This is a genomic window from Hyphomonas sp., from assembly GCF_041689225.1.
Taxonomy (GTDB): Bacteria; Pseudomonadota; Alphaproteobacteria; order Caulobacterales; family Hyphomonadaceae; genus Hyphomonas.
The window spans coordinates 1-24942 of record NZ_JBDNGN010000115.1 but is presented as its reverse complement, the minus strand read 5'-3'; the positions used below and the strand labels follow the sequence as shown (position 1 = coordinate 24942).

The following is a 24942-nucleotide window of genomic DNA, read 5'->3' as shown; positions in this document are numbered from 1 at the left end:
TGCGCGCGGAGGAATTCCATTAGGCCCTTGCGCTTGCCAGCGTCCTTGATGGCCTCTGGTGTGAGTGTCTCTCCGATGACGACCGGCAGCGCGGTGCCCATGCGGCGCCTGACTTCGCGGAAGACAAGCGCGAGGCGCAGTTCAAGAGATATGTGGCTCGCAAACTGGAACAGGCGCGAGTTCTGACCCTCGAAATAAACAGGCGTCACATGCGCACCGGAATGCGTAATCAGCTTCGCCGTGAAGGGCTTCCATTCGTCATCCACCGCCGTGCGATCAAACAGGCGCGGCGTGGTGGCAACTCCGCCGCCGGGGAAGACGATGACGCAGCCCCCCGCTTTCACATGGTCGAGCGCTGCCTTGCGCATGGCAACATTGGCCGCGAGTGCCTCACGTGTGCCGGAGAAATCGACCGGAAGGATATAGGGCCGCGCCTCGGGTACGCCGTCGAGGGCGGAATTGGTCAGCACCTTGAAATCCATCCTGCGCAGGCTGACCAGCCAGCAGATGACGAGGCCGTCGAGCACGCCGAACGGGTGGTTTGCCACAAGCACGAGCGGGCCCGTGCGCGGGATCTCGGCGAGGCGCGAAGCGGAGAACTGAACATCTAAATCTAACAGGCGCATGGCCGCTTCGAAGAAAGGCACATCATGGGCGAGATGATCGCGATAGTGCGCGTAGAGCTGTTTGATCTTGGGCTGGCCGGACAGGCGCTCGACCGTACGGATGAGGCGCCGCTTCAGCGGATCGTCGAAATAGGACGCGTAGGAAAGTTCGGGGGAGTCCTGTGCCGAAACTGGCATCTAGAGTCTCAACATCCGCGCCAGATTGTTCTTCTGGATATCCGACGAGCCCCCAACGATCGGCATGCCGAGGAGGTCGCGGACATTGCGTTCGATATCATAGGCATCTGACAGGCCATAGGCGCCGATGACCTGCTGGCAGATGAGGCCGATCTCGACTCCGGTATCGGCAACGAAGAGCTTCGCCATCGCCGTTTCGACGCTGCACGGCTGATGTTCGTTGGCGAGCCAGGCGGCGTGGTAGAGCATGTGACGGCAGGCCTGCAGTTTCGTGCGCGCAGTGACGAGCTTGTGGGCAATCGCCTGATGCTTGGAGATCGGCTTGCCGAACTGGGTGCGCTCCTGCGCATAAGTCCAGGCTTCCTCAAGCGCGGCGCGGGCGATGCCATAGGCGACGGCCGTGATCTCGATCTTTTCGACATCGAGTGCGCGGCCGGCGAGTGCTTGCCAACCCTTGTTCCATTTGTCCGGGCCACCCACGATGGCGCTCTCCGGCAGGCGAACATCATCGAGGAAGACATCCATTGAGTCCGTGTAGCGCAGGTTGCTGTGCTCAATGGGCTGCATCGAGACACCGGGTGCATTGTTGGGCACAAGGACGAAAGTGAGGTTGCCGTGGCGATCTTCCGGCCCGCCGGAGCGACAGAGGCAATAGATATAGTCAGACCAGTCGGCTCCGGTGCACCAGCGCTTGGCACCATTGATGACGATCTCGTCACCGTCCCGCTCGACGCGCGTCTCGACGCTGGGCAGATCGCCGCCGACATTCGGCTCGGACAGGCCGTAGCAGAGGAACATCTCGCCGCGCGCCAGCTTGGGCAGCAGGGCTTCCTTCTGTTCCTTCGACCCGTTCTCCGAAATGTTGAGGCCACCATAGAAGGCCGCATGAATAAACGGGCCGGCCATGCTGACGCCGCCCTGGCAAAGCTCTTCGATCACGGCGGCGGCGGCATAGATATCCTCGCCCTGCCCGCCATATTCTTCCGGTATGGTCAGGCCGATCAGGCCCATGGCCGCGAGTTCCCTGAACAGGTCCCGGTCCCATGTGTGGGCCTTGTCCCATTCGCGGCGTTTCTCGCGCGGCATCTTGTCGGTGACCCAGCGGGACAGCTGGCGACGGAGTTCGGTGACGTGATCGGGTTCGGGGGCAAAGCTGTTCATACTGCAGTCCTAGAGCGATTGGACTATGTGGGGAAGCGGCATGCGCTCAACCTTCCCCGATCCCCGCCGCATCGAAGGGCGTGGTCTGGTAAACCTGGTTGATCCAGTTGCCGAACAGGAGGTGGGCGTGGCTGCGCCAGCGGTTGAGCGGCTGGGCGCTAGTGTCATCGTTCGGGAAATAGCCATGCGGCGCGCGGATGGTCTTTCCCGAAACCAGGTCGCGCTCATATTCTTCCTTCAGCGAGGTGGAATCGTACTCGATGTGATTGAAGCAATAGAGATTGCGCTGGGCCGGCTCTGACAGCAGGCACGGGCCGGTCACGTCTGACTCCATCAGAAGCTTCAGCTCCGGGGCCTTTGCAATGTCCTCGGCGCGTACTTCGGTCCAGCGGCTGACGGGAATCTGGAAATCGTCGGAAAAACCCGACAGGAAGGGCGACGTCGGATCCAGGTTGTGGTGGCGGTACACGCCGAAGGCCTTCTCGGCCAGCGTGTGCTTGGGCACGCCGTGCAGGTGCCAGGCGGCGGCCATGGCGCCCCAGCAGATGAAGAAACTGGAATGGACATTGGTGCGCGTCCAGTCGAGAATCTCCGTCAGCTCGTGCCAATAGCCGACCTCTTCAAACGGCAGCGTCTCGATCGGCGCGCCGGTAATGATGAAGCCGTCAAACTTACGGTCGCGGACATCAGCCCAATCCTGGTAGAAACTGATCAGGTGATCTTCCGGCGTGTTCTTCGGCGTATGGCCACCAACCATGATGAGGGTCAGCTCCACTTGCAGCGGCGAGGCACCGATCAGACGCGCGATCTGCGCCTCGGTACGGATCTTGTTCGGCATCAGGTTCAACAGGCCGATCTGAAGCGGACGAATGTCCTGACGGATGGCATCCGTCTCACTCATGACAGACACGCCCTCGCGCACCAGCACATCGCGGGCGGGCAAAGTATCGGGAATCCTGATCGGCATCGCCGTTCTCCAGTCCTACTCACATCGCATGAAAGGGAGGCGGCGGCAGGAACCTGCTGGCATATCCGCGCGGCCTTTTAGCGACTTGTTTAACGTGGCTGCAAGCCGACCGGCCAAATCACCACAAGCGTCCAGATAGCGCCGCCAGGCGCGCCCGTCAATTTCCTCCGTCACGCGCCGGGTGCAGCCGGTGCACGAGACGCGGCAGCATGCGCCCTGAAATCGACGGCGATTCCGCCTCGCCATCGCGTTCGGCGCCCATGCGCAAATAGAAATCCTTCGCGTCCGGGTCGCAATCGATCACCAGGTCCTTTGCCCCGGCGTCCTGCGCCACCCGGCAGGCCCAGACATACATCATCTGGCCCGTGCCCTCTCCCATACGCGTCGGCTCGACAAAGAGTTTCTCGAGCCAGGCGGTGTCACCGTCGATGGCAAGCTGCACGACACCCGCAATGCCGCGAATGTCGTCGGCGACCACGATCACATCGTTGGCAGCATCCTCTTCGGACACCGTCAGTTCGGCTCGAAATTCCTCGAGCATCTCGGGCGTATAGCCCCAGACGGCTTTTGACCGCATGCAGAGATCGGTCAGGATCGCGAATTCATAATGGCTGGGCGAGCGAAGGCGCATGTCAGTCGCCCGTCAGCTTGGGCGCGCGTTTTTCCTTGAACGCGGCCACGGCTTCGCGCCGGTCATTTGTATAGTTCGACGCGCTTTCCCAGCCGATGCTGGCATCCATGAGCTGCGCAGCGAGGGCCCGCAGCGGGATATTGGCGGTCGTCTTGGTCCAGCGCACGGCCCATTTGGGGTTGGCCTGCAGCTTGCCCACGAGTTCGGCGACCTTGGCGTCGAGCTCAGCAGCCGGCACCGCATAATTGATGAGGCCGAGACGTTCGGCTTCCCTGGCGCTGAGCAGGTCGCCTGTCATCAACAGTTCCTTGGCCTTGGCGAAACCGATCAGTTGCGGCCAGATCAGCGCGCCGCCGTCACCGGCGACAAGGCCGACTTTCACGTGCGGGTCGCCGATCTTGGCGGTCTCGTCGGCAATGATGATGTCGCAGAGCAGCGCAATCGTGGCACCGAGGCCAGCGGCGGCGCCGTTCATCCGGCAGAGGATCGGCTTTTCCATATTGAGCAGGGTCGTGACGATCTGCTTGGCATCCCAGCCGATGGCGCGGAAGCGTTCGGGATGATTGATCTGCTCCTCGAACCAGTCGAAGTCACCGCCCGCGCAGAAGGCGCGGCCAATCGCGGTCAGGATGATGATGTCGCTCTCGCTGTCGCGCTGGAGGCAGTTGAACACGAGCGCGAGTTCGGTGTGCATCTGTTCGTCGACCCCATTGACCGGATGGTCAGACGTGATGGCGGCGGTGAGGACCCGGCCCTCGCGGGAGAAGGTGAAACGTTCCCATTTGTCCTGCGTGATGTCGTACTGCGTGCTCATGCGTCGTCTCCCACTTTCACAACACGGCGCCCGAAATTCTCGCCCCGGAACAGGCCGCAGAAGGCTTCCGGCATTTTGTCGATGCCTTCAAAGCGCTCTTCATTGCTCTTGAGCATTCCGCTCGCCAGCAGGCCAGCCATCGTCTGCAGGGCTTCGGGGAACTCCCGCGCGAAATCGAACACGACGAGGCCGTGCATGTTCACACGGTGCGTGATGAAGGGCTTGGTGTTGACGATGCCCGGTGTCTCTTCCGGCGTCAGGTTATAGTCGGCGACCTGGCCGGAAATGCAGATGCGTCCGTTGAGCGCCATCAACGGCAAGACACGGTTGACCATCTCGTTGCCCACATTGTCGAACAGGACATCGACACCTTTCGGGAACTGTTCGGCAATGGCGGCGGTCAAGTCAGGCGCGGTCTTGTAATTGATCGCGGCATCGAAGCCGGCCTCGCCTGTCAGGAAATCGCACTTGGCATCGGAGCCTGCGATACCGACGACTTTCGACGCGCCCCAGCCTTTGGCGAGTTGACCCGCCGTGGCACCGACCGGACCAGCTGCAGACGTGACCAGCACGGCGTCGCCTTCCTTAAACTTCGCGACTGTCTTCATGCCGAACCATGCCGTCAGGCCGGGCACACCGAGGACGCCGATCCAGGCACTGAGCGGCGCGGGCGCCTCCGGCACCGTGCCAACAAAGCCCCGACCCGACTGGATCGAATGGGTTTTCCAGCCACCGGCGCAGAAGACCTTGGTTCCCAACGGGAACATGTCGTTCCGGCTGGCGTCGACGATACCGACGCTGAATCCGTCAATCGGTTTGCCGAGCGGGAGCGCCATGGCATAGGAATCACCACCCGACAGGCGCGACCGTGTGCCAGGATCGACCGAGCACCAGACATGGGCCACGCGGAACTGGCCCTCTTTCGGCTCAGGCAGCGGCGCTGTTTCAAGCGCGAAGTCTTCTGGCACCGGCGGGCCGTCACAATAGCGCGTGAGCACGATCTGCTGCATCTCTGCCATTGGCGAAATCTCCTCAACCTTTGCGAACCAGCATAGGGTGCAAGTGCGCGCTGTCACGTCATGACTTCGGGGCAGAGGCATGCCAGGACTGCACAAAGATCCATCGGTGGTGTTGCCGGTTGCACCGCCCTAGGGGCAGACCTGCACCAAGACCGAAACAAAGCAGGAGACGTTCATGACCAGCAGGCCCGTCAAAACCCGCATCACCGAGATGCTCGGCATCGAGAAACCGATCATCCAGGCGGCCATGGGCTGGATTGCCCGATCGCACCTCTCCTCTGCGGTCTCCAATGCCGGCGGCATGGGCATTATCGAAACCTCGTCAGGCGAACTGGATGCGATCCGCGAGGAAATCATCAAGATGCGCGACCTGACCGACAAACCGTTCGGCGTGAACGTGGCGCAAGCCTTTGTGCGCGATCCCAACATTATCGACTTCATCATCAAGCAGGGCATCAAGTTCGTCACCACGTCGGCGGGCGACCCGATGAAATATACTAGCATGCTGAAAGAAGCGGGCCTGACCGTGTTCCATGTCGTGCCGAGCCTGCAGGGCGCACTGCGCGCCATCGAAGCGGGCGTTGACGGCCTGATCGTGGAAGGCGGCGAAGGCGGCGGTTTCAAGAACCCGAAGGATGTCGCCTCAATGGTCCTTATCCCGCTCGTCTGCGAGCATGTAAACGTGCCGGTCGTGGCGGCGGGCGGCATCACCGATGGCCGCACGATGGGGGCCGCCTTTGCGCTTGGCGCGGAAGGCGTGCTGATGGGGACGCGTATCCTGTCATCGACCGAAAGCCCGGTTCACCAGAACTGGAAGGATGCGATTGTCGAGGCCGAGGCGACCGATACGGTCTTCCTCAATCGCTCCGGTCCCGGCCCGGCCCTGCGCGCGCTGCGCACCGAACGCACGACCCGCCTGGAGACCGAGGGCAGCCCGAACATTTTCGGAGAATTCGCCGATACGCAGGCCGTTTACTTCGGCGGCAACCTCGAAGCCGGTATCGCCCTGACGGGCCAGGTGGCCGGGCGTATTCACGCGGTCAAACCGGTCGCGCAGATCTTCGAGGAAACCATCGCGGAATATCACGAAACGATTGCCCGCCTGGCGCGCTGAGGACGCCGGGAATGTCGGTCGAAAGCTGGTTTTTGCCCCGTTTCCGCGCTAGACGGGGTTAAATCCAGCCTGAGGACCCTTCATGACCACAAAACATTTCCTGCTCGGCACTGCGGCCGCGCTTGCTCTCACCCTGTCTGCCTGCGGCAAGAAACCTGCCGATGATGCCGGTAAAGCCGAAGTGACCCAGCCTGCCACAGCCGAACTTCCGGAAATCGTGGTTAGCGATGCCGAACTCGCGGGCAACCCGTTCCGGGACGACTGGACCGCCGCCTATGGCGTGCCGCCCTTCAGCCAGATCACAGACGCGCATTACCTGCCGGCCACCAAGAAAGCCCTGCTCGAGTTGCGCACAGAGATTGACGGCATCGTCACCAATCCCGACGCGCCGACTTTCGACAATACGATTGTTGCGCTCGACCAAGCCGGTGACTCGCTCAACAAGGTGATCCTGACTTTCGGCAATATCACCAATACCGACACAAACGACACGCTGAGCGAACTGGAAGCCGAAATCTATCCGATGCTGACGCGCGAAACCGACGCGATCAGTTTCAATCCCGATCTCTTCAAGCGCGTGCAGGCGGTCTATGCCGAGCGTGACCGGCTCGGCCTCGACGAGCAGGACGCCCGCTTGCTGGAACTGACCAATCGCAACTTCGTGCGCAACGGCGCGGCGCTGAGCCCCGAAGTCAAAGCGGACGTGGCCAAGATCAATGAAGAGCTGTCTGCGCTGACAACCGAATTCGGCAAGAACCTGCTGCTGTCGACCAAGGCGTTCAAACTGGAAATCACAGACGAGGCCCAACTGGCCGGCCTGCCGGATGATTTCAAGAACGCGATCAAGGTCGAAGGCGAGAACAAATGGATCCTGACGGTCGACCGCTCCGTTTACGAGACCTTCATGACGCAGGGCGAGAACCGCGACCTGCGCAAGCAGATGTTCGACGGTTATCGTCTGCGCGCGTCCTCGGGCGAATATGACAATGGCCCGATCCTGATCAAAATCGCCCAGCTGCGCGCCAAACGGGCCGAGCTGATGGGCTACACGTCCCATGCCGCCTACCAGCTTGAAACGCGGATGGCGAAGACGCCTCAGCAGGCCGAGGAATTCCTCGCGCGCGTCCTCAAGCCCGGCCTTGAGCGCGCCAAGGAAGAGCGCGCCGACATGCAGGCCATGATCGGCGACGATTTCACGCTCGAAGGCCAGGACTGGTGGTTCTATGCCGAGAAGGTGCGCCAGGCGAAATACGCCTTCGACGGCGAAGTGCTGAAACCCTATTTCGAACTCGGTGCGGTGCGCCAGGGTGCATTCGATGTTGCCACGAAACTGTTCAATATCAGCTTCACGCCGGTCGACACGGAAAAGTGGAATCCGGTCGTCACGTCTTGGGATGTAAATGACCTGGAGACTGGCGAACATCTCGGCCTGTTCATGACCGATATGTATTCGCGCGATTCCAAGCGCGGCGGCGCGTGGATGTCTTCGTTCCGTGACGCATCGAATGTTGGCGAGAATATCCGCCCGATCATCTCCAACAACCTGAACGTGACCCCGCCGGCGAAGGGCGAACCGACGCTGATGTCGTATGATCAGGTCGAGACCCTGTTCCACGAATTTGGCCACGGCCTGCACGGCCTGCTGACGAAGATCAAGTATTCGACCTTTTCAGGCCTCGACGGTCCGCGAGACTATACAGAGTTCCCGGCCCAGCTGCTGGAGCATTGGGCCGGTGACCCGGAAGTGCTCGGCCAATACGCCCGGCACTACAAGACGGGTGAGATCATCCCGCAGGACCTAGTCGACAAGATGAATGCTGCCTCGAACTTCAACCAGGGTTTCAAGACAACCGAATTCATTGCTGCCTCCCTGCTCGACCTGCGCTGGCACATGCTCTCTTCGGAGGAAGCCGCAAAGATCACCGATGCGCGCGCCTTCGAACAGCAGGCGCTGGAAGACTATGGTGTCCTGCCGGAAATCGAACCGCGTTATCGGTCGCAATATTTCAGCCACATCTTCGCCGGCGGATATTCCGCAGGTTACTACGCCTATCTCTGGTCTGAAATTCTGGATGCGGATGGGTTCATGGCCTTCAAGCAGACCGGCGATATCTACAACCCGGAACTCTCTGCCAAACTCAAGAAGTGGGTATATGAATCCGGCGGCCTGCGCGAGGCAGACGAACTCTATCGCAATTTCCGGGGCTCCGACCCGACGATCGAGCCACTGCTCGAAAATCGTGGGTTCGCGGAAGACAAGCCAAGCGAAGGCTGACATGCTTCCGCTCCAGACAAAAAGCCCGCCGATCAGATCGGCGGGCTTTTTTTTCAGCATGGATCCGGTTCAGATCGGCGACTCGACCGATTCCTTGCAGATAATCGCCTTCACGGCTTCAACCGTATCAGCCTCGCGCAGCGCATCACGCACCGGCGCCTGACGGAAGACGCGGCTGACTTGTGCCAGGGCCCGCAAATGGTCTGCGCCAGCCGACAATGGCGCCAGCAACATGAAGATCAGGTCACAGGGGCGATCGTCAATCGCCTCAAAGTCCACGCCAGACACAAGGCGCATGAAGCCGCCGATCGGGGCCTCGATACCCGCGACCCGTGCATGCGGGATAGCCACGCCTTCGCCGACACCAGTCGAACCAAGGCGCTCGCGCTCCATGACCGAATCCTCGATTTCGCGTGCCGAGATTCCCGTCACACCGCCGAGTTCTTCAGACATAGCATGCAGCGCCCGTTTCCGGCTGGTCGCCTCATAACAAGGGATGATGATCCCACCTTTAAGCAGGGAGCTCAGATCGGTTGCCATATACGCTGCTTCCGTGTGCGGGCTTCAGTTCCTGGGGGTATTGGCCGGATCGACCCAGCCAATATGCCCGTCCGGGCGGCGGTAGACCATATTCAATCCATCATGGCCAGCATTCCTGAACATCAATGCCGGGACCTCCTGCAGCTCCAGCTGCATGACGGCTTCCGATACGGACATTTTCCGGATGTTTACAGAGGTTTCCGCGACCGTCAGCGGGACGTCCGACACGTCGACGACGTCGTCATCAAGCTCATCCGCGTCCGCCGCATGGCCATTGAGCGTCAGTACGGCACCGGTAGCGATTTCAGACGGCAGCGGCGCAACAGGATTGGCGTGGTGGTCCTTCAGGCGGCGCTTGTAGCGGCGCACCCGCTTTTCCATCTTGTCGAGACTGTCTTCCAGCGCGGCATAGGGATCTGTCGCCTTGCCGGAGGATTGCAGCACGATGCCGGACGGCAGGTGCACATTGCAGTCGACCTCGACGAGATGACCCTGCTGCGAGACGAACACGCTCGCCTCCCCGGTTCGACTAAAATATTTACTGACCGCTGCCTCTAGCCCGTCTTCGATGCGGCTCCTCAGAGCCCCGCCGAGATCCATATGCTTGCCAGTAATTTGTATCTGCACGAGCGGTCTCCTTTGCTATTCTAGACTTCTAAGTATGGCTCAGATTTGCCCGGGACGCGAATCGATTTCCCCTATGTGTCCCAAGCTTAACAGTGAGCGCTCACCTGATCGTCAGTTCAGGCGTCTGGCTTTCCGGGCTTTTTGCCATAGCCATGCTTCTTCAGCAGGCCCCGGAACTGGTGATAGGTCAGACCCAACGTCTCGGCAGCCCGACCCTGGTGACCCTGGCTGGCGGCCAAGGCTTCATCGACGAGGCGCAGCTCGAGACGGCTGATCTCGGCATTGAAATCAATCGGCCCATGCAGGGCGGACGTTTCAGTCGTCAGGGGTGTGCGGGTTTCGGTTTCAGTGGGCTTGGCAGCGCCCGGCCGCCAGGGCGAGGCAAACGGATCCAGCACGGCCGGATCGAACCTGACGGGCTCGTCCGGCGCCGCCAGCATGGAGCGATGCGCGAGCCGTTGGGCAAAGTTGCGCAATTCGCGCACGTTTCCCGGCCAGTCATGACCTTCGATCGCAGCAATGGCCGAGGGGGCAAAGCCCGGGAAGTCCTGCGCCATCTCGATCGCGATACGGCGGGCAAAGAAGTCCGCCAGCAGGCTGGCATCGCCAGGCCGCGCCCTTAGCGGGGGCAGTGTAATGACATCAAAGGCCAGCCGGTCCAGCAGGTCCGCGCGGAATTCACCCCGCTCGACCATGTCCGGCAGGTGCATGTTGGTGGCCGCGACGATGCGCACATTGGTTGTCAGTGCGCGCGACCCGCCGAGGCGCTGGAACCCGCCATATTCCACGATGCGCAGCAGTTTTTCCTGCACGGCACGGCTGGCGGTCGCGATCTCGTCGAGAAAGATCGTGCCACCATCGGCGAGTTCGAACCGGCCCTTGCGCTGTTCAGTGGCACCCGTGAACGCGCCTCGCTCATGGCCGAAGAGTTCAGAGTCGAGCAATTGCTCTGAAAGGGCGGCGCAATTGACCTTCACGAATGGCCCTTCCCAGCGCTTCGACAGGAAGTGCAAGCGCTCGCCAATCAATTCCTTGCCGGTGCCGCGCTCGCCAATGACGAGGATGGGGCGCTCAAGCGGTGCCACACGAGAGACATGCTCTTGCGCGCTGAGCCAGGCCGGGGCCTCTCCAATGAGCTGTGTGGTTTCGCTAATCATGTGGTATTTATAGCCTATGTTATATGTTAAATCGACTAAACTATTGGTGAAATTTACCGTTTTATTTTTAATGCGTTGCGTTGATATTCTTTTATTTATCATAAAAACAAGGAGTTATGATATTAATTTTCACTTGGCACGGTCCTTGAAATGATATTGGCACTCAGCGCGACGGGGCGCCGCTTTTAACCAGAAGGACTGAACTCAAGATGGACGACCGTAGTTACCGAACTGAAGCTCGCACCGACGCAGGCCGTTTTGGCCGCTGGCTGTCGACCCGCCCTGCCGAGAGCTGGATGTTTTTCGGCGCCGGCATCCTTCTTGGCGGCCTCTTCTTTTAATCCTCCTCCCAGACAAACACGAAAGGATACCCCATGGGTCTCTTCTCCCGCCTCGGTGACATCATCAACTCCAACATCAACGCGATGCTGGACGGTGCTGAAAATCCCGAAAAAATCGCCCGCCTGATCATCCAGGAAATGGAAGACACGCTTGTCGAAGTCCGCACGGCCGCAGCCCGCGCCATGGCCGACAAGAAAGAAATGGAACGCGAAATCGTTCATTTCACGCAAGCCCGTGACGAATGGGCCGCCAAGGCCGAACTGGCCATCGACAAGGGTCGTGAAGATCTGGCTCGCGGCGCCCTGATCGCCAAGCAGAAGGCCGACGGTGAAATCACCCACCGCAAGGCTGCGATGGACGCTGCCGAAGAAGCCTTCGAAAAGCGCCAGGAAGATCTCGGCAAGCTGCAGGCCAAGCTCGACGAAGCCAAAGCCAAGCACCGCTCGCTTATGATGCGCCGGGAAGCGGCCGAGCAACGCATCCGTGTCCGCAGCCAGGTCTATGACGGCCGGGTCGACGATGCGCTCGCCCGGTACAATACGATCGAACGCAAGGTCGACGAAATGGAAGCCTATGCCGACACGATCAAGGGCCGCGAGCCGACCCTCGAAGCCGAGTTCGCTGCGCTCGAGCGCAACGAGAGCGTCGAGAAGGAACTCGAAGCCCTGAAAGCCAAGCGGTCTAAGTCGTCTTCGAAATCCGCGAAATCGGAGGCCTGATCCATGCTACTCTCACTTACCTGCCTCTTCGGCTTCCTGGCGGTGATCTGTACGCCCGGACTGATCGCACAGGCCCGCGCCGAACGTCAGGAGACCTAGTCCATGGACGAGAGCATTATCGCCTTGATGGCCATCCTCAGTATTTTCGTCATCCTGCCTGGCATGACGTTCCACTATATTTCCCAGTGGCGCCGGCAGAAAACACTCCAGCCGGATGACGAACGGATGATGGAAGACCTCTGGCGCTCGGCCAAGGCAATGGAACGCCGTCTCGCAACGCTCGAGGCCCTCCTCGATCAAAGCGACGACCACACACGGGAGCGCGCAAGCCCACCGCGCCGCCCCCGTTCAACACTCGACGATTAAGGACACCCCGCCCATGACCCGCCCCCATCCTGACCATGACAGCGCGGAATACCGGTCACCCAACCCGAAACGCTACTGTCGCTCGCGCACTGACAAGGTCATTGCCGGCGTCTGCGGCGGCCTTGCCGAGCGCTTCGGCTGGGAACCCATCCTGGTCCGCATCCTGTTCGTGCTCGCCACGCTCTTCATGTTCGGCCCGATCTCGATCATCATCTACCTGACGATCTGGATCATAACCCCGCGCACACCCTTTGGCCGCAGCTCGATCACGCCAGAGGAAGATGCCTTCTGGCGGGGCGTATCAGATCGGCCCCGGGCCACGTTCGGGCACCTGAAGTATACCTTCATGGATCTCGACGACCGACTGCAATCCATCGAGCGCAAGGTAACGTCCGACGAGTGGCGCTTGCGCAAGGAATTCCGCGATCTCGAACGCGGCAACTAGAACCCACAACTTAAACCACGATCAAACCCGACAAAGGAACGGACCGATGAGCAAGGGGACACTGCTTTACAATAATTGGCTGCTCGGAGGCGTAGCCGTCATGATCGTCCTGGCGATCGTCGCGATCGCCAGCCTGCAAGGCGGCATGGCACTGGAAATGGGCGGATTGGAAATGACGCTCGCGCCGCATGAGAATGGCGGCATCCAGCTGTCCTTCGTGAGAGCCGCCTAAGCCTCGCCGCGCTTCAGCGCTCGCAGGATCAGGCGCATCGGGCTGACCGCCGCAAGGGCGGCAGCTTCCGCCGGGGCCGGGCCGCCAAGCAGTTGGCCCGCCAGCACGCCGCCCGCCCAAGGGCCCCAGGTGAACCCCCGCGCACCCAGCCCGTTCACCATGAAAATGCCCGTCAACACTGGGGCGTCCGCATCCGCAGGGCGCCCTTCTTTGACTCCGTCAAACAAAACGAGTGCCGCTGCATAGTCTGGCACGGCGCCGATCAGAGGCAGACGGTCAGCCGTGGTCGCCCGCAGGGCCGCCCGGGAAACAATTGCGTGGTCGCGCGCATCGCGCGCCCACCAGGGTGACAACGTGTCGAGGCCTTCCGCATTCTCGGCCCGGGCTCGGTCGGAGGTCTCCGGCGGGCCGCCGCCGAAGCGCTCGAACGTGGCGCCCCACAGGCGATCCGGTCCGTCGGCGAGGGCATAGGTACCGCGGGTCATCGCGTCCGGCTCGGCAATCGCGGCGTCGCCTATCCATTCCACCTGGCCCAGCCGCGCTTCTAGGCCCAGCCATGGCAGCTCATCCTTAGCTGCCATGGCGGTTGCCAGGATGATGGCATCAAAGGCTTCGCCATTCACTTTGCGGCTTTCGAGGTCGACTTTCACCGACTCCCCCAGCCGCAGGGTGGCGCCCGCCAGCAGTGCAGGGATCAGTTCAGCAGGCCGCAGGATCAGGGCCTGCTTGTGCAGCAGGCCGTCGCGAAAGGCTTCGAGGTCTTCCAGCGGGAGCGGTGGGTCGGCGAGGAGTTTGGCGAACCGGTCTGTTTCTGTCTGGTCTTTTTGAAGCTGGCGCACATCGGTTTCGGTGACGCCGGGCAGGCCGCGATAGGTATTGCGGGCGGCGATATAGGCGTCGACCAGAAGGCGGGCCTGAACCGTATCAGCCGCATCCAGGCGTGGCATCAACAGGGCCAGCGGATTTCCACTGGCGCCAGATGCGGGATTTTCGTCCCTGTCGAATATGGTGACATCGGCTCCGGCATCCGCCAGCGCGCGGGCGGCACCGGCCCCGGCAATGCCCGCGCCAATGATCGCGACACGTCGCAGGACGGGCGTTGCCGGGGTGGTGGCATAGGGGTCGGGAGAGGGTGGCAAGGGGGTAGCAAGGGTGGCCTCGAGCCGCTCCCGCTTGCGGCCGTGCCCCGGCAGGCGACTGACCTCGAACCCGGCCTCGGCGAGGCCACGGCGCACCGCCCCGGCAACCGTGAATGTCCCGAGTCGGGCATCCGGCGCAGAATGCACGGAAATCTCCGGATAGATCCATGTCCCCCACATCTCCTCGTTCTTGGCCGGGCTGAACCCGTCAAGAAACCAGGCGTCAGCCCGGAAGCGGGCGGCTGGTAGCGTCTCCCGGATGTCGCCGTGATGCAGGGTCAGCGAGACGCCGGAATCGGGCCAGACCATGTGGCGCACGCCCTTGGCCGGGCCGGGCCAGCGCGCAATCATCAGCGCGGCGAGTTCTTCCAGTTCCGGCCAGCTGTCGAGCGCGCGGACCGCATCCTGCGGCAAGAGCGGGAACGCTTCGAAACTGACGAAGTGGAGTCGCGCCGTCGGAGAGGGGCGATGGGTTTCCCACATCTGCCAGAGCGCGAGGAAATTGAGACCGGTGCCAAAGCCGGTTTCGGCGACAGTGAACACCTCCCTGCCCTGCCAGGCGTCGGGCAGGCCGCAGCCGGCGAGGAAAACCGCGCGCGATTCCGCCAGGCCGTCGCCAGCGGTAAAATAGACATCGTCATGGGCGCGCGCGACGGGCGTGCCATCCTCGCGCCAATCAATCTCGGGAGGAGTCAGCAGACGGGCCATGGAACGTGAACTAGTCCGAGACCGGCAAGTTGCATAGTCCGGTCAATTGCCGACAGGCCTAGCGATACTTACGCGAATTGCCGACCAGGTCGCCGATGGCCATCACCGTGGCGCGTCCGACCTGCGTGACTGTGGGCTTGCGCTTGTGCACGTGGCCGACAAAGTCGCCGCAATTGGAACCCGCCAGGCGGTAAGACGCGCCAAGCGCGCGACGGGCGCGGGATTCGACTTCAAGATGATGGGCATCGCCGCGGCTGCCGTGAACCTTGACGCGGCGGCCATCGGCGAAATCATCGAAGGACTGTTCAGTGACACCCTCATGCTCGCGCGAGTTGGAAATGACCCGGCCGCCCGAGGTGATAACGCCATAATGCCTAAGCACGCCGCCGAAGCGGATTGAAACGACATCCCCGGGCTGGAAATGGCGGAACGCATAAGGGTCTTTTCTCATCTTGGAAGGCTACCCGATTTGCGCCTGGTTGGCCAATGATTTCAGGGCGAAAGAACAGCCCGCGACCAACGTGGTCAGGTCTGCGCCCGATCTGCCAGGCACCGCTGCGACACCGGCTCACCGAGATTTAATCCAACAAAATTCCGGATCGCGCGTTGGTCGAGTGGCTGCAATCATGCGGTCACGAAAAAGGAGCCCACTCATGGACAAGGAACATATCAAAGGCGCCGCCAAGAAAGCCGAAGGCTCGGTCAAGGAAGCAGCCGGCAAGATGGCGGGCGACAAGTCGCTCGAAATGAAGGGCGAAGCTGACAAGGCCGAAGGCAATATCCGCAATGCTGCTGGCGACGTGAAAGACGCCTTCAAGAAAAAGTAAGCCCCGAGGCGGGTTTTACATACCTGCCCAAGGCCGCCCCTCGTTGGGCGGCTTTTTCTTGCCTCGGCGCATGCGGGTGACACTATATATCGTGAAACGAATGCCCTAGAGGAGGCCCCATGGCTGACATCACAATCACTCTCGAAGACGGCCCCACAGGCGGACGCTATGTCGCTGTGGTCGATGGGCATGAAGCGGAAATGACATTTTCCAAGGCCGGCACCAACCGCATCATCATTGACCATACCGTCGTTCCCAAGGAACTGGGTGGCAAGGGCGTCGGCGTAGCGCTGGTGAAGCGCGCCGTGGAAGATGCGCGCGAGAATGGCGTGAAGATCATCCCGCTCTGCCCTTTCGCCAAGGCACAGATCGGGAAACACACCGAATGGCAGGACGTGCTGGCATGAGCGGCGAGACGATCAACCATGACGCGGCCCGGCAGCGCTACAGTCTCGTGATCGACGGAACCGAGGCCTACCTGACCTATGAACGGCCGGGCGATGCGCGGATGCACATCACGCACACGATCGTGCCGGACCAGATCGGCGGGCGCGGGCTCGGCAAGCGCCTTGTCGCGCGGGCGCTGGACGATGCCATTGCCGCCGGTGACAAGGTCTCGTCATCGTGCTGGTTTGCCACAGCACTGATCGAGAAAAAGCCCGCCTGGGCGGCGCAGATGGCATGAGCGAGCCGTTCTGGAAAACCGTCCCGCTCGACAAGATGAATGCGGCCCAATGGGAATCTCTATGCGACGGCTGCGCGAAATGCTGCCTGCTCAAACTGGAAGACGAAGACACCGGCGAAATCGCCTACACGAAACTGCACTGCACGCTGCTCGATGCCGGAACCTGCCAGTGTTCAGATTATGCCAATCGCAAGAAGAAGGTGCCGGATTGCGTGAAGCTGACGCCGGCCGGGATTGAAGACCTGCCCTGGATGCCGCGCACCTGCGCCTATCGCCTGATCCATGAGGGCAAACCCCTGCCAGACTGGCACTATCTTGTCTGCGGCGACCGCGAGCGCGTGCACGAGACAGGCAATTCCGTACGAGGCCGGACGGTTTCGGAAGACACCGTGTTCGAGGACGACATGGAAGACTTCATCGTCGACTGGGATGTCGACGCGCCCTAGGCGCCGCGTACGGTACCGCCCGACCGCTGCATGACAGGTGCTGTTACCCAGCGCACGACAGCAATCGCGCCATCATCGACAATCGCGCGGTAAAGCCTGGCCGCCCAATGGTCGGCCTTGAGCATCCGGGCGTCGCGAAACAGCGCATAAGTCAGCGACATCGCCATGACAGCCGTGACACTGCTGATCAGGAGCGCCAGGTTTCCTGGCGCGGACCGGTCTTCGATATGGACAATGTAGAGCAATGAATTGCCGAACGCGAACGTGAACAGGCTTGTCCGCCCGAACACCATCCAGATCGAGTCGGACGCGATATTCGCCATGCGCCGGATACAGCCGAACACGTCGATGAACACGACCGTCGCCGCCACGCCCGTTAGCAGGTAGAGTGGATGGTTCGCATTGCGCAGATAGCCGCGCACTTCAGGCAGCGCGACATTGTAATCGCCAGCCCACATCCAGGCCGCACAGACCAGGACCAGCGCGATGAAGGCGCCGCGCACGCCCCAACCGGGGCCTGACAATAGCAATTCCCGGCCGGGCCGCGCCGCCATCACCTTGCCCATCACCATGCCGGCCACGACAAAACCGAAGCCGTGAAGGACGGACGGCGCGCTGTGATTGAGCATGTTGCCGCCATAGAGGAAGGACGAGACATTTTCCGCGCCCGTGAAAGTGCCCATCGGGCCAAGGGTCGAGAATATCGGGAACGCCATGTGAATGGCGCCGGCGACTAGGACCAGCGGCCAAAGGCCGATCCGTACGCTGACAAGGATCATCAGCGGCGCAAGCACCAGCATGACCGCATAGAAGCGCAGGATGTCGGTATAATAGGTGTCCGTAAAAAAGATCGCGCAACGCACCCAGTAAGTGAAGGACAACTGCCAGGCGACACACATCACCGCACAGGACAGGGCATAGAGGGCCCAGCACTGCAGCGCGCGGGACCATAGGCGCTGTGTGATCACAACGCCATGTCCGGCAGCGAATTTTCGCGCATAGACCAGCTGCAGCATGGTGCCGAACAGGCAGAAGAAGACCGGTGCCGACGCGGCGAGGAACAGGCTGAGACTGCCAAGCACTGCCCCGGCTTCGGTGCGCAGGTTTGCGGCTGTCAGAGCATGTCCGATTATCACGAAGAAGATCGCGACCGACCGCGCCATATCTATTCCAAGATACCGCATTAACTCTGTCCCGCCCTGAATTTGTATGCCCTGCCTCCTTTTGCAAGATCGGGGCCAGCCTGCCCGCAACGCGTCCTTAAGACGTCGGTGTCAGTCTTGATGGATGGAAACCCTCGCCGCCTTTCTCTCGCATCTTGAGCATGAGCGGCGGCTGGCAGGCAATACGGTTGAGGCCTATGGCTCTGACCTTGCCGACTTTTTCAACTTCCTGCGGGTGCACCTGGGCGAGGAGCCGACACCGAAAGCGCTGGGGCGGCTGAAGGCGCGGGATATCCGCGCGCACCTGGCCCAGCGGCGGCGCGGCGGCCTGTCGGACGCGTCGATTGCGCGGTTGATGTCGTCGATCAAGGCGCTGTATCGTTGGCTGGGCCGGGCGCACGATATCGAGAATGCCGAGATCGCCTATTTGCAGGGGCCGAAGCGCAAGGCCCGCCTGCCGCGGCCTGTCTCCATCGAAGCGGCCAAGGACCTGATCTTCGAGGCGGAGACCGATCCAGATTCCGAAACATGGATCGGCGCGCGTGACGCGGCCGTGCTGAGCCTGCTCTATGGCGGCGGCCTGCGGATTTCCGAGGCACTGGGCCTGACGGGCGCCGACTTGCCCGCGCCCGAACGCCTGCGCATCAGCGGCAAGGGCGGCAAGGTCCGTATCGTGCCTTTGATCCCGGCCGTGCGCGAGGCGATGGATGCCTATGCCGCAGTGTGCCCCTATGCGCTGACGAAATCCGGCCCCCTGTTCCGGGGCGCCAAGGGCGGCGCACTGAACCCGCGTCTGATCCAGGGACTGGTGCAGAAACTGCGCGGCGTCCTGGGCCTGCCTGATACGGCGACACCGCACGCATTGCGCCATGCCTTTGCGACGCACTTGCTGGCGGCGGGCGCCGACCTGCGCGCAATCCAGACATTGCTCGGCCATGCCTCATTGTCGACGACACAAGTCTACACGGGCGTCGATGCCAGCCGGCTGCGCGAAGTGCACGCCGCCGCGCATCCACGGGCCTAGTCAGGGTAAACGGGTTGCCGTTTCAAACGCGGCTCATCCTGAGGGATCAGGGCGCCAGCTGGCTCGTGATCGCGTCGGCTAGCAGCCAGCCGGCAGGCGTCAGCGACAGGGTTGCGCCATCGAACCGCACCCAGCCTTCCGCGACAAAGGCCTCGATCCGGTCGCGCGGCACCGGCGTGTTCGACATCGTCTCGATGCGCTGCACGTCGATGCCCTTGATGTCGCGCAGGCCCATGGCGATCAGCTCGCGCGCGATATCCAGTGGATACAGCGTCGAGGCCTCGCCCCAACCAGAGCCGAGTGCGACGACATTGGCGATATAGGCCTCCGGTCGCTTTTCTGCCTCGCTGGCATAGCGCTTGCCGCCAACACTGACGCGGCCATGCGCGCCCGGCCCGACGCCGATCCAGTCGCCGCCATGCCAGTAGATCTGGTTGTGCCGCGAGCGGAATTCCGGCCCGGCGGCATGGTTGGACACTTCATAGGCGGGCAGGCCGGCGCGCGTGGTCATGGACTGTGTCAGTTCGTAGAGATCGGCCTGCGCATCCGGATCCATGGGGATGAGTTCGCCGCGTGCGACCGCCTTGCCGAATGCCGTGCGCTGTTCGATTGTCAGTTCGTAGAGCGACAGGTGTGGCGCGCCGAGGGCCAGCGCATCGCTGAGTTCATCGCCCCATTCATCGATCGACTGACTGGGCCGGGCATAGATGAAATCGATCGACACATTCGGGAAGACATGCAGCGCGCGTTCGACAGCGGCGCGCGCCGACACGGCATCATGATCGCGGCCGAGGAAGGCAAGCGCATTGTCGCGCAGGGACTGGACGCCAATGGACAGGCGCGTGACGCCTGCCGCCTCGAGGCCCCGCAAGTCAGCCCGCAAGATGTCGTTCGGATTGGCTTCCAGCGTGATCTCGGCGCCGGACTTGATGCCGAAAACCTCGTCGGCGGTGGCCAGCAGGCCCGCAATCTCGCCCGGCTTCAGCAGGGAGGGCGTGCCGCCACCGAAATAGACCGTATCGAGCGCGCCATGTTCCGGCATGCGCGGGCGGTGGATGCGGATATCTCCCGCAATGGCCTTAAGCAGCGGTTCGGCCGACCGCGTCTTGGCTGCATACACATTGAAGTCGCAGTATGGGCAGATCTTGGCACAGTATGGCCAATGGACGTAGAGTCCAAATCCATATTGCGGACCGAAAGGGGTCGCCTGTTCACCCATTACAGCAGGGCCGCCTTGAGCCTGGCGACGGCTGCGGCGCGGTGGCTCATGCCATGCTTCCGGGCCGGGTCCATTTCGCCAAACGTGATCGTCTCGCCTGTCGCGACAAACATCGAGTCATAGCCAAAACCCTGGTCACCGCGCGGCGGCCAGACCAGCTCGCCATGCACCTCGCCTTCGAAGACTTGCTCGTGTCCATCCGGCCAGACGACAGCCAGTGCGCAGACGAATTTCGCTGACCGGTCAGCACCGCCTGCCTCGCCCAGCTCGCGCTCGACCTTCTCCATGGCGCGGTAGAAATCCCGGGGTTCGCCGGCCCAGCGGGCGGAATAGATGCCCGGCGCGCCGCCCAGCGCGGTGACCGAAAGGCCGCTATCGTCGGACAAGGCCGGTGCGCCGGTCGCCAGCATGGCCGCGCGCGCCTTCAGCAGCGCATTGCCCGCAAACGTGGTTTCTGTCTCCTTGGGTTCGTCGAGATCGAGCTCCAGCGCCGAAACAACAGTGAATCCAAGGGGTTCAAACAGGTCTTTCAGTTCGGCAACCTTGCCCTTGTTGTGGGTTGCGGCAACGAGTCGACCGGGCGTGAGCGTGCGAACTGTAATTTTTTCACCTGTTTCTGAAATGGTTCCATTCTTGCTTTACCTGCAAATACCTATATCGTTAAACGGTAAAGGTGTACGGTTTTGCGATAAGCGCACCTACGCCATAGACCATGAGCGCAACACGGTGAAGAGACAGGCATGAGCAAACAGGCAAGAAACTCGATGGCTGCCATCATGACGGTCCTAGTGACCATCGTAATGTGGATGACAGCAATCATCGGGGTCGTGTTCCTCGCCAGCGTCGGCGCGGCCATCTTCGCCCACCATAATGGTGGCTCGATCGACGCCCTCAACATTTCCGTCACCGATGGCACCGACAGCCTGCCGGCCCTGATCGCCGGCCTGATTGGCGGCCTCGTCGTGATCCCGGCCATCATCTATGTCTGCATCCAGCTACGCCGCATACTTGCGACGCTGGCCTGTGGCGACCCGTTCGTGCCCGAGAACGCCACCCGCCTCAGCCGCGTGGCAGCAACCATTGCCATCACCCAGTTGCTGCGCATCGCGGTGGCGCTGGTCGTCGGGTTCAGCTTTGATCATGCCAGGTTGGGATTCAATTTCGACCTTATCCCCTGGGCGTCGGTTGCAGCGCTGTTCATTCTGTCCCAGGTCTTCCGCGAAGGCACACGCCTGCGCGACGAAGAAAAAATGACCATATAAGGAGGGTAGAAGATGTCTATTCGTGTAACCCTCGACCGTGTGCTTCTGGACCGCCGCATGTCCCTGACCGAGTTGTCAGAACGTGTCGGCGTCACCCTCGCAAACCTGTCCATCCTGAAAACCGGCAAGGCCAAGGCCGTGCGCTTCTCGACACTCGAGGCTCTGTGCCGCGAACTCGACTGCCAGCCGGGCGACCTGCTCGTGTTCGACGAGCAAGGCGAGGAAGGCCGACGACGCGTCGCAGCGGAATAGACCTGGCCGACCGGAACCAGCCGCCTACCCCTACGTAGAGGCCATATGAAACTTGCTCCTGTCGCTCTTGCCGCATGCGGAGGCGGCAACTCGGAAGTCGGCGAATTCAATAGTGACTGGGTCGGCAACGAGATCGAGATCAAGTCGCTGATCGACCCGAAGATCGACGGCGTCATTTGTCATCTCTCCTATTTCGACCGGGGGTTCTGGGACCCGGTCGGCAAGGGCAACTGGTTCGAGAACCCGTCCAACTCGTCGATCTCGTGCCTGCAGACCGGGCCGTTCACCATCCGCAATATCGATCTCGACAAGTCCGGCGAGGAGATCTTCGACCAGAACCAGAGCCTGATCTTCAAGCAGCTCGCCGTTCGGCGCATCTATGGTGCCGACAGCGACAGCCTGATGTATGTCTCGTTCAGCCGGAAAATCACAAACAGCTCGGCCAAGATGAGCCTGTCGACAGTTCCTCTCTATGATCGCGACGTGACCTGGGAACGCGGAAAGCCGACCCCATAGGCCCCGTTTGGCTATGGCCTGCGTCAATTTATAACATGCATATAATATGCATGTTATGTTGATCGATGGGCGATACGGCGTATATGTGCTGCATGGTCGTCGGCACCACCGGTCCGGCGCGTTGAAAGGCAGACATCATGACAAAGCCCAGTTTTGCAGCAAAGCTCATAGGCGGCCTCGCCGTCGGCGCCGTCATTGCTACATTCGTCGTGATGGGAATGGTCTGGCTGCTCAGCCAGTCCTCCATGGGCGCGGACATGTCCGGTCATGGCTGGGTCGCCCTGCTCGCCGGGACAGTCGTTTCATTCATCGTCGCCGGCGTCCTGACCACCGTACTCGTCCTTGGCCGGAGGTACGGGTTTGACGAAGGTGCCCACGAGATCGTCTGGGATACGCGCCACTCCGACGAGGCCTAGGCACGATGCGGCTCAACCTGCAGACAGATTTTGCGCTGCGCACGCTGATGCACCTTGCCGTCAACACGGACCGGCGCGTCACAATCGCAGACATCTCCGAGACCTTCGAAATCTCGAAGAACCATTTGATGAAAGTGGCGCAGGCGCTCGGCCAGGAGGGCATCATTGCGACCGAACGCGGGCGCACCGGCGGCCTCAGCCTGGCCCGCAGGGCGTCAGACATACGCGTGGGTGACGTGGTGCGTCGCATGGAAGGCAATGCTGCCCTGGTGGAGTGCTTTCCGGGCGGCGCGGGCGGATGCCGCATATCGCCGGCCTGCCGATTGCGCGGCGCGCTGGCCGACGCGCTGGAAGCCTTTTTCGCGAGCCTGGATACCTATTCAATCGCAGACCTCGTGGGCGGCAATGCACCGCTGCACGATCTGCTCGCCATGGGAGAGCCCGCATGAACCATCTCCTGCGAACCGCCGACGAACGCCGCCGCGATATCCAGCTCAATGCTGACCGCATGGGCATCGATGACGCTTACATCTCGGAACTGGTCGAAACCTTTTATGGCCGGGTCCGCGCTGACGCGACACTGGGCCCGATCTTCGACAAGGAGATCGGCTACAATTGGGGGCCGCATCTCGCCCGCATGAAGGATTTCTGGGCCTCGGTGGCGATGAATGCGGGGCGCTATAATGGCAAGCCGGTGCCCGCGCACACGAAGCTGACGGGCGTCGATGCGTCCCACTTCCAGATCTGGCTCGGCCTGTTCCGACAAACGCTGGAAGAGACAGCGCCCAGCACTGACGCCATCCCCTATTTCATGGAACGGGCCGAACGCATCGCCAAGAGCCTACAGCTGGCCATGTTCGGCTTGCCGGGCCTGCCACAGCGCAATTAGAGCATCGTACGCTCACTCTGCAACGTAGTTCATGGCCTTGAAGAAGTTCCAACATTCTTCGGGAGTGAAGAGGGCGCAGATGTCTCCGATGGCCTTGGTGATATCGTCAAAGGTTCGGGCGGCAGCTGCTCGCAGATGTGCTTTCAGCTTGGAGAAGGCCATCTCGATCGGGTTGAGATCGGGTGAGTATCTTGGCAGGAACAGGAACCATGCGCCGCGCGCGGCGAGGGCTTCTGCGGCGCGCGGGCTGCGATGGACGTTGAGGTTGTCGAGGATTACAACATCGCCGGGCTGCAGCAGCGGTGCGAGCTGGGTTTCGATGTAGATGTCGAACGCTGCACCGTTCATTGCCCTCTCGACGATCCAGGGTGCGATGAGACCGTCGCAGCGAAGGCCCGCGATGAACGTCTGTGTTCCCCATTTTCCGAATGGGGCGTCCGCCTTCAAGCGCGTGCCACGCAGGGAGCGTCCGCGCAGGCGGCACATATTGGTCTTCACTGAAGTCTCATCAATGAACACCAGCCGCCCCGGCTCGGCCTGCATGGCGGGCTGGCGATAATGTTTCCAGTCGGCCCGCGCCGCTTTGACATCGGCGCGTTCTTGCTCCGATGCCAGCAGCGTTTTTTTTATAGGTAAAGCCAAGCGCGCACAGCACGCGGGAGATACTCGACGGAGCCACTTTCAACCCGTGCTCTTCCAGCAGGATCGCGGCCAGTTGCGGCATCGTGATGTCAGGCCGGGCCAGCACCGTGTCGATCAGGAAGGCTTGGTGCGGCGCCAGCTTGCCGAAGCCCGGCGCCCGGCCGTGAGGCCGCGGATCAATCGATCCAGTCGCCTCGACGTGATGCACCAGGCGCGACGCCGTTGACGGAGCGACCTCGAACTGGCGGGCAACCGCCCGCATCGACTTGCCGCTCGCAACGCCGTGCATCATCCGCCTGCGAAGATCAGGGGAAATCAGGTTTGCCATGTCAGTTACCTCCACAAACTGTGAATCACAGTTCGGAGGAAACGGGAATCATCTTGATTCACTCAACCCGCACGATGCTTGTCTTATGACTTTTTGTGCCGATTGGGAGATATTGGCACCGCCGCCGGGAGTGACCGCTCCCGGACGGCGGCGAGGGTCGGATCGTCATGATGCAGGAGGTTTTACGCTCCGAGCTAGAGTTTGATCGCCCTCG

At 61.6% G+C, this 24942-nt stretch carries 33 protein-coding genes and 1 riboswitch; of the genes, 18 read left to right on the top strand and 15 right to left on the bottom strand.

The features are described from left to right. The 6 genes from ACESNB_RS10965 to ACESNB_RS10940 form a co-directional block, all read right to left on the bottom strand. The coding region (locus ACESNB_RS10965) for a lysophospholipid acyltransferase family protein (RefSeq protein ID WP_373007196.1) at positions 1 to 803 on the bottom strand (803 nt) is incomplete at its 3' end. Next, the gene (locus ACESNB_RS10960) at positions 804 to 1964 is read right to left on the bottom strand and encodes an acyl-CoA dehydrogenase family protein (RefSeq protein ID WP_373007194.1); all 1161 of its coding nucleotides are present in this window, start codon (positions 1962 to 1964) and stop codon (positions 804 to 806) included. A 46-nt stretch (positions 1965 to 2010) separates the two neighbouring features. Continuing rightward, positions 2011 to 2931, bottom strand: a complete 921-nt coding sequence (metA, locus tag ACESNB_RS10955; protein WP_373007192.1) for a homoserine O-succinyltransferase — start codon at positions 2929 to 2931, stop codon at positions 2011 to 2013. A 57-nt stretch (positions 2932 to 2988) separates the two neighbouring features. Further along, a riboswitch (SAM riboswitch) is annotated at positions 2989 to 3066 on the bottom strand. Between the two features lie 22 nt (positions 3067 to 3088). Continuing rightward, on the bottom strand, positions 3089 to 3562 hold the full coding sequence (locus ACESNB_RS10950; RefSeq protein ID WP_373007190.1) for a GNAT family N-acetyltransferase: 474 nt from the start codon (positions 3560 to 3562) through the stop codon (positions 3089 to 3091). Position 3563: 1 nt separating this feature from the next. Next, positions 3564 to 4376: an enoyl-CoA hydratase/isomerase family protein gene (locus ACESNB_RS10945; RefSeq protein WP_373007188.1), complete on the bottom strand. Its 813-nt coding sequence runs from the start codon at positions 4374 to 4376 to the stop codon at positions 3564 to 3566. Then, positions 4373 to 5395 (bottom strand): NADP-dependent oxidoreductase, encoded by a 1023-nt coding sequence (locus ACESNB_RS10940; protein ID WP_373007186.1) that lies wholly within the window; start codon positions 5393 to 5395, stop codon positions 4373 to 4375. Before ACESNB_RS10940 ends, ACESNB_RS10945 begins: the two co-directional genes overlap by 4 nt. Positions 5396 to 5570: 175 nt before the next feature. On the opposite strand from ACESNB_RS10940, the gene ACESNB_RS10935 reads away from it, so the two are divergent. Then, positions 5571 to 6509 (top strand): NAD(P)H-dependent flavin oxidoreductase, encoded by a 939-nt coding sequence (locus ACESNB_RS10935; RefSeq protein ID WP_373007184.1) that lies wholly within the window; start codon positions 5571 to 5573, stop codon positions 6507 to 6509. Positions 6510 to 6591: 82 nt separating this feature from the next. After that, complete coding sequence (locus ACESNB_RS10930; protein WP_373007182.1) at positions 6592 to 8784, top strand: M3 family metallopeptidase; 2193 nt, start codon at positions 6592 to 6594, stop codon at positions 8782 to 8784. A gap of 69 nt (positions 8785 to 8853) precedes the next feature. On the opposite strand, the gene ACESNB_RS10925 is transcribed toward ACESNB_RS10930, so the two are convergent. The 3 genes from ACESNB_RS10925 to pspF all read right to left on the bottom strand — a co-directional run bounded on the left by ACESNB_RS10925 (position 8854) and on the right by pspF (position 11108). Next, positions 8854 to 9324 carry a PTS sugar transporter subunit IIA gene (locus ACESNB_RS10925; protein ID WP_373007180.1) on the bottom strand — a complete coding sequence of 157 codons (471 nt, stop codon included), beginning with the start codon at positions 9322 to 9324 and terminating at the stop codon, positions 8854 to 8856. A 24-nt stretch (positions 9325 to 9348) separates the two neighbouring features. Further along, complete coding sequence (gene hpf / locus ACESNB_RS10920; protein WP_373007178.1) at positions 9349 to 9951, bottom strand: ribosome hibernation-promoting factor, HPF/YfiA family; 603 nt, start codon at positions 9949 to 9951, stop codon at positions 9349 to 9351. Positions 9952 to 10067: 116 nt separating this feature from the next. Next, positions 10068 to 11108: a phage shock protein operon transcriptional activator gene (pspF, locus tag ACESNB_RS10915; protein ID WP_373007176.1), complete on the bottom strand. Its 1041-nt coding sequence runs from the start codon at positions 11106 to 11108 to the stop codon at positions 10068 to 10070. 209 nt (positions 11109 to 11317) lie between these two features. Between pspF and ACESNB_RS10910 the strand changes: the two genes are divergently transcribed. The 5 genes from ACESNB_RS10910 to ACESNB_RS10890 all read left to right on the top strand — a co-directional run bounded on the left by ACESNB_RS10910 (position 11318) and on the right by ACESNB_RS10890 (position 13212). Next, a complete protein-coding gene (locus ACESNB_RS10910; RefSeq protein WP_340693784.1) occupies positions 11318 to 11449 on the top strand; it encodes a hypothetical protein in 132 nt (43 codons plus the stop codon). A 33-nt stretch (positions 11450 to 11482) separates the two neighbouring features. Further along, positions 11483 to 12169, top strand: coding sequence for a phage shock protein PspA (gene pspA / locus ACESNB_RS10905; protein ID WP_373007174.1), 687 nt, complete (start codon positions 11483 to 11485; stop codon positions 12167 to 12169). A gap of 102 nt (positions 12170 to 12271) precedes the next feature. Further along, on the top strand, positions 12272 to 12535 hold the full coding sequence (pspB, locus tag ACESNB_RS10900) for an envelope stress response membrane protein PspB (RefSeq protein WP_373007172.1): 264 nt from the start codon (positions 12272 to 12274) through the stop codon (positions 12533 to 12535). A 13-nt stretch (positions 12536 to 12548) separates the two neighbouring features. Next, a complete protein-coding gene (gene pspC, locus ACESNB_RS10895; RefSeq protein WP_373007170.1) occupies positions 12549 to 12980 on the top strand; it encodes an envelope stress response membrane protein PspC in 432 nt (143 codons plus the stop codon). Between the two features lie 46 nt (positions 12981 to 13026). Next, positions 13027 to 13212, top strand: coding sequence for a hypothetical protein (locus ACESNB_RS10890; RefSeq protein ID WP_373007168.1), 186 nt, complete (start codon positions 13027 to 13029; stop codon positions 13210 to 13212). Here ACESNB_RS10890 and mnmC read toward each other — a convergent pair. Together mnmC and ACESNB_RS10880 are read right to left on the bottom strand one after the other, a co-directional pair. Beyond that, positions 13209 to 15059 (bottom strand): FAD-dependent 5-carboxymethylaminomethyl-2-thiouridine(34) oxidoreductase MnmC, encoded by a 1851-nt coding sequence (gene mnmC / locus ACESNB_RS10885; protein WP_373007166.1) that lies wholly within the window; start codon positions 15057 to 15059, stop codon positions 13209 to 13211. The two genes, ACESNB_RS10890 and mnmC, sit on opposite strands and share 4 nt — an antisense overlap. Before the next feature lie 58 nt (positions 15060 to 15117). After that, on the bottom strand, positions 15118 to 15510 hold the full coding sequence (locus ACESNB_RS10880; protein WP_373007164.1) for a hypothetical protein: 393 nt from the start codon (positions 15508 to 15510) through the stop codon (positions 15118 to 15120). Between the two features lie 202 nt (positions 15511 to 15712). Between ACESNB_RS10880 and ACESNB_RS10875 the strand changes: the two genes are divergently transcribed. The 4 genes from ACESNB_RS10875 to ACESNB_RS10860 all read left to right on the top strand — a co-directional run bounded on the left by ACESNB_RS10875 (position 15713) and on the right by ACESNB_RS10860 (position 17017). Beyond that, positions 15713 to 15886 (top strand): CsbD family protein, encoded by a 174-nt coding sequence (locus ACESNB_RS10875; protein ID WP_373007162.1) that lies wholly within the window; start codon positions 15713 to 15715, stop codon positions 15884 to 15886. 119 nt (positions 15887 to 16005) lie between these two features. Beyond that, positions 16006 to 16293, top strand: a complete 288-nt coding sequence (locus tag ACESNB_RS10870) for a GNAT family N-acetyltransferase (RefSeq protein WP_373007160.1) — start codon at positions 16006 to 16008, stop codon at positions 16291 to 16293. Next, complete coding sequence (locus ACESNB_RS10865; RefSeq protein ID WP_373007158.1) at positions 16272 to 16571, top strand: GNAT family N-acetyltransferase; 300 nt, start codon at positions 16272 to 16274, stop codon at positions 16569 to 16571. The genes ACESNB_RS10870 and ACESNB_RS10865 overlap by 22 nt, the downstream gene beginning before the upstream one ends. Further along, positions 16568 to 17017, top strand: coding sequence for a YcgN family cysteine cluster protein (locus ACESNB_RS10860; protein ID WP_373007156.1), 450 nt, complete (start codon positions 16568 to 16570; stop codon positions 17015 to 17017). The genes ACESNB_RS10865 and ACESNB_RS10860 overlap by 4 nt, the downstream gene beginning before the upstream one ends. Here ACESNB_RS10860 and opgC read toward each other — a convergent pair. Beyond that, positions 17014 to 18201: an OpgC domain-containing protein gene (gene opgC / locus ACESNB_RS10855; RefSeq protein ID WP_373007154.1), complete on the bottom strand. Its 1188-nt coding sequence runs from the start codon at positions 18199 to 18201 to the stop codon at positions 17014 to 17016. The genes ACESNB_RS10860 and opgC overlap by 4 nt on opposite strands. 103 nt (positions 18202 to 18304) lie before the next feature. Here opgC and ACESNB_RS10850 point away from each other — a divergent pair, with 103 nt between their 5' ends. Beyond that, entirely contained in the window at positions 18305 to 19204 is a 900-nt protein-coding gene (locus ACESNB_RS10850) for a tyrosine recombinase XerC (RefSeq protein ID WP_373007152.1), read from the top strand. A gap of 46 nt (positions 19205 to 19250) precedes the next feature. On the opposite strand, the gene hemW is transcribed toward ACESNB_RS10850, so the two are convergent. Further along, on the bottom strand, positions 19251 to 20423 hold the full coding sequence (hemW, locus tag ACESNB_RS10845) for a radical SAM family heme chaperone HemW (RefSeq protein ID WP_373007150.1): 1173 nt from the start codon (positions 20421 to 20423) through the stop codon (positions 19251 to 19253). Further along, entirely contained in the window at positions 20423 to 21025 is a 603-nt protein-coding gene (gene rdgB, locus ACESNB_RS10840; protein ID WP_373007198.1) for an RdgB/HAM1 family non-canonical purine NTP pyrophosphatase, read from the bottom strand. Before rdgB ends, hemW begins: the two co-directional genes overlap by 1 nt. A gap of 138 nt (positions 21026 to 21163) precedes the next feature. On the opposite strand from rdgB, the gene ACESNB_RS10835 reads away from it, so the two are divergent. The 6 genes from ACESNB_RS10835 to ACESNB_RS10810 all read left to right on the top strand — a co-directional run bounded on the left by ACESNB_RS10835 (position 21164) and on the right by ACESNB_RS10810 (position 23758). Further along, complete coding sequence (locus tag ACESNB_RS10835; RefSeq protein ID WP_373007148.1) at positions 21164 to 21685, top strand: DUF2975 domain-containing protein; 522 nt, start codon at positions 21164 to 21166, stop codon at positions 21683 to 21685. 12 nt (positions 21686 to 21697) lie between these two features. Then, the gene (locus ACESNB_RS10830) at positions 21698 to 21937 is read left to right on the top strand and encodes a helix-turn-helix domain-containing protein (protein WP_373007146.1); all 240 of its coding nucleotides are present in this window, start codon (positions 21698 to 21700) and stop codon (positions 21935 to 21937) included. Positions 21938 to 21982: 45 nt separating this feature from the next. Next, the gene (locus tag ACESNB_RS10825) at positions 21983 to 22453 is read left to right on the top strand and encodes a CreA family protein (RefSeq protein WP_373007144.1); all 471 of its coding nucleotides are present in this window, start codon (positions 21983 to 21985) and stop codon (positions 22451 to 22453) included. Positions 22454 to 22590: 137 nt separating this feature from the next. After that, positions 22591 to 22869 (top strand): hypothetical protein, encoded by a 279-nt coding sequence (locus ACESNB_RS10820; protein ID WP_373007142.1) that lies wholly within the window; start codon positions 22591 to 22593, stop codon positions 22867 to 22869. A gap of 5 nt (positions 22870 to 22874) precedes the next feature. Further along, a complete protein-coding gene (locus ACESNB_RS10815; RefSeq protein ID WP_373007140.1) occupies positions 22875 to 23318 on the top strand; it encodes an Rrf2 family transcriptional regulator in 444 nt (147 codons plus the stop codon). Then, on the top strand, positions 23315 to 23758 hold the full coding sequence (locus ACESNB_RS10810; protein WP_373007138.1) for a group III truncated hemoglobin: 444 nt from the start codon (positions 23315 to 23317) through the stop codon (positions 23756 to 23758). The genes ACESNB_RS10815 and ACESNB_RS10810 overlap by 4 nt, the downstream gene beginning before the upstream one ends. Positions 23759 to 23770: 12 nt before the next feature. Here ACESNB_RS10810 and ACESNB_RS10805 read toward each other — a convergent pair. Beyond that, positions 23771 to 24728 (bottom strand): IS630 family transposase gene (locus tag ACESNB_RS10805; RefSeq protein WP_373007136.1). Its coding sequence is split into 2 segments (ribosomal slippage): positions 23771 to 24407 and positions 24406 to 24728, totalling 960 coding nucleotides; the frame shifts between segments, so codons are not numbered across the junction. Between the last annotated feature and the right edge of the window lie 214 nt (positions 24729 to 24942).

Excerpts from the sequence above, each read along its gene's own strand:
- ACESNB_RS10960 (WP_373007194.1), bottom strand. The coding sequence starts at position 1,964 with ATGAACAGCTTTGCCCCCGAACCCGATCACGTCACCGAACTCCGTCGC.
- metA (WP_373007192.1), bottom strand. The coding sequence starts at position 2,931 with ATGCCGATCAGGATTCCCGATACTTTGCCCGCCCGCGATGTGCTGGTG.
- ACESNB_RS10950 (WP_373007190.1), bottom strand. The coding sequence starts at position 3,562 with ATGCGCCTTCGCTCGCCCAGCCATTATGAATTCGCGATCCTGACCGAT.
- ACESNB_RS10945 (WP_373007188.1), bottom strand. The coding sequence starts at position 4,376 with ATGAGCACGCAGTACGACATCACGCAGGACAAATGGGAACGTTTCACC.
- ACESNB_RS10940 (WP_373007186.1), bottom strand. The coding sequence starts at position 5,395 with ATGGCAGAGATGCAGCAGATCGTGCTCACGCGCTATTGTGACGGCCCG.
- ACESNB_RS10935 (WP_373007184.1), top strand. The coding sequence starts at position 5,571 with ATGACCAGCAGGCCCGTCAAAACCCGCATCACCGAGATGCTCGGCATC.
- ACESNB_RS10930 (WP_373007182.1), top strand. The coding sequence starts at position 6,592 with ATGACCACAAAACATTTCCTGCTCGGCACTGCGGCCGCGCTTGCTCTC.
- ACESNB_RS10925 (WP_373007180.1), bottom strand. The coding sequence starts at position 9,324 with ATGGCAACCGATCTGAGCTCCCTGCTTAAAGGTGGGATCATCATCCCT.
- pspF (WP_373007176.1), bottom strand. The coding sequence starts at position 11,108 with ATGATTAGCGAAACCACACAGCTCATTGGAGAGGCCCCGGCCTGGCTC.
- ACESNB_RS10910 (WP_340693784.1), top strand. The coding sequence starts at position 11,318 with ATGGACGACCGTAGTTACCGAACTGAAGCTCGCACCGACGCAGGCCGT.
- pspA (WP_373007174.1), top strand. The coding sequence starts at position 11,483 with ATGGGTCTCTTCTCCCGCCTCGGTGACATCATCAACTCCAACATCAAC.
- pspB (WP_373007172.1), top strand. The coding sequence starts at position 12,272 with ATGGACGAGAGCATTATCGCCTTGATGGCCATCCTCAGTATTTTCGTC.
- pspC (WP_373007170.1), top strand. The coding sequence starts at position 12,549 with ATGACCCGCCCCCATCCTGACCATGACAGCGCGGAATACCGGTCACCC.
- ACESNB_RS10890 (WP_373007168.1), top strand. The coding sequence starts at position 13,027 with ATGAGCAAGGGGACACTGCTTTACAATAATTGGCTGCTCGGAGGCGTA.
- mnmC (WP_373007166.1), bottom strand. The coding sequence starts at position 15,059 with ATGGCCCGTCTGCTGACTCCTCCCGAGATTGATTGGCGCGAGGATGGC.
- ACESNB_RS10880 (WP_373007164.1), bottom strand. The coding sequence starts at position 15,510 with ATGAGAAAAGACCCTTATGCGTTCCGCCATTTCCAGCCCGGGGATGTC.
- ACESNB_RS10875 (WP_373007162.1), top strand. The coding sequence starts at position 15,713 with ATGGACAAGGAACATATCAAAGGCGCCGCCAAGAAAGCCGAAGGCTCG.
- ACESNB_RS10870 (WP_373007160.1), top strand. The coding sequence starts at position 16,006 with ATGGCTGACATCACAATCACTCTCGAAGACGGCCCCACAGGCGGACGC.
- ACESNB_RS10865 (WP_373007158.1), top strand. The coding sequence starts at position 16,272 with ATGGCAGGACGTGCTGGCATGAGCGGCGAGACGATCAACCATGACGCG.
- ACESNB_RS10860 (WP_373007156.1), top strand. The coding sequence starts at position 16,568 with ATGAGCGAGCCGTTCTGGAAAACCGTCCCGCTCGACAAGATGAATGCG.
- opgC (WP_373007154.1), bottom strand. The coding sequence starts at position 18,201 with ATGCGGTATCTTGGAATAGATATGGCGCGGTCGGTCGCGATCTTCTTC.
- ACESNB_RS10850 (WP_373007152.1), top strand. The coding sequence starts at position 18,305 with ATGGAAACCCTCGCCGCCTTTCTCTCGCATCTTGAGCATGAGCGGCGG.
- hemW (WP_373007150.1), bottom strand. The coding sequence starts at position 20,423 with ATGGGTGAACAGGCGACCCCTTTCGGTCCGCAATATGGATTTGGACTC.
- ACESNB_RS10835 (WP_373007148.1), top strand. The coding sequence starts at position 21,164 with ATGAGCAAACAGGCAAGAAACTCGATGGCTGCCATCATGACGGTCCTA.
- ACESNB_RS10830 (WP_373007146.1), top strand. The coding sequence starts at position 21,698 with ATGTCTATTCGTGTAACCCTCGACCGTGTGCTTCTGGACCGCCGCATG.
- ACESNB_RS10825 (WP_373007144.1), top strand. The coding sequence starts at position 21,983 with ATGAAACTTGCTCCTGTCGCTCTTGCCGCATGCGGAGGCGGCAACTCG.
- ACESNB_RS10820 (WP_373007142.1), top strand. The coding sequence starts at position 22,591 with ATGACAAAGCCCAGTTTTGCAGCAAAGCTCATAGGCGGCCTCGCCGTC.
- ACESNB_RS10815 (WP_373007140.1), top strand. The coding sequence starts at position 22,875 with ATGCGGCTCAACCTGCAGACAGATTTTGCGCTGCGCACGCTGATGCAC.
- ACESNB_RS10810 (WP_373007138.1), top strand. The coding sequence starts at position 23,315 with ATGAACCATCTCCTGCGAACCGCCGACGAACGCCGCCGCGATATCCAG.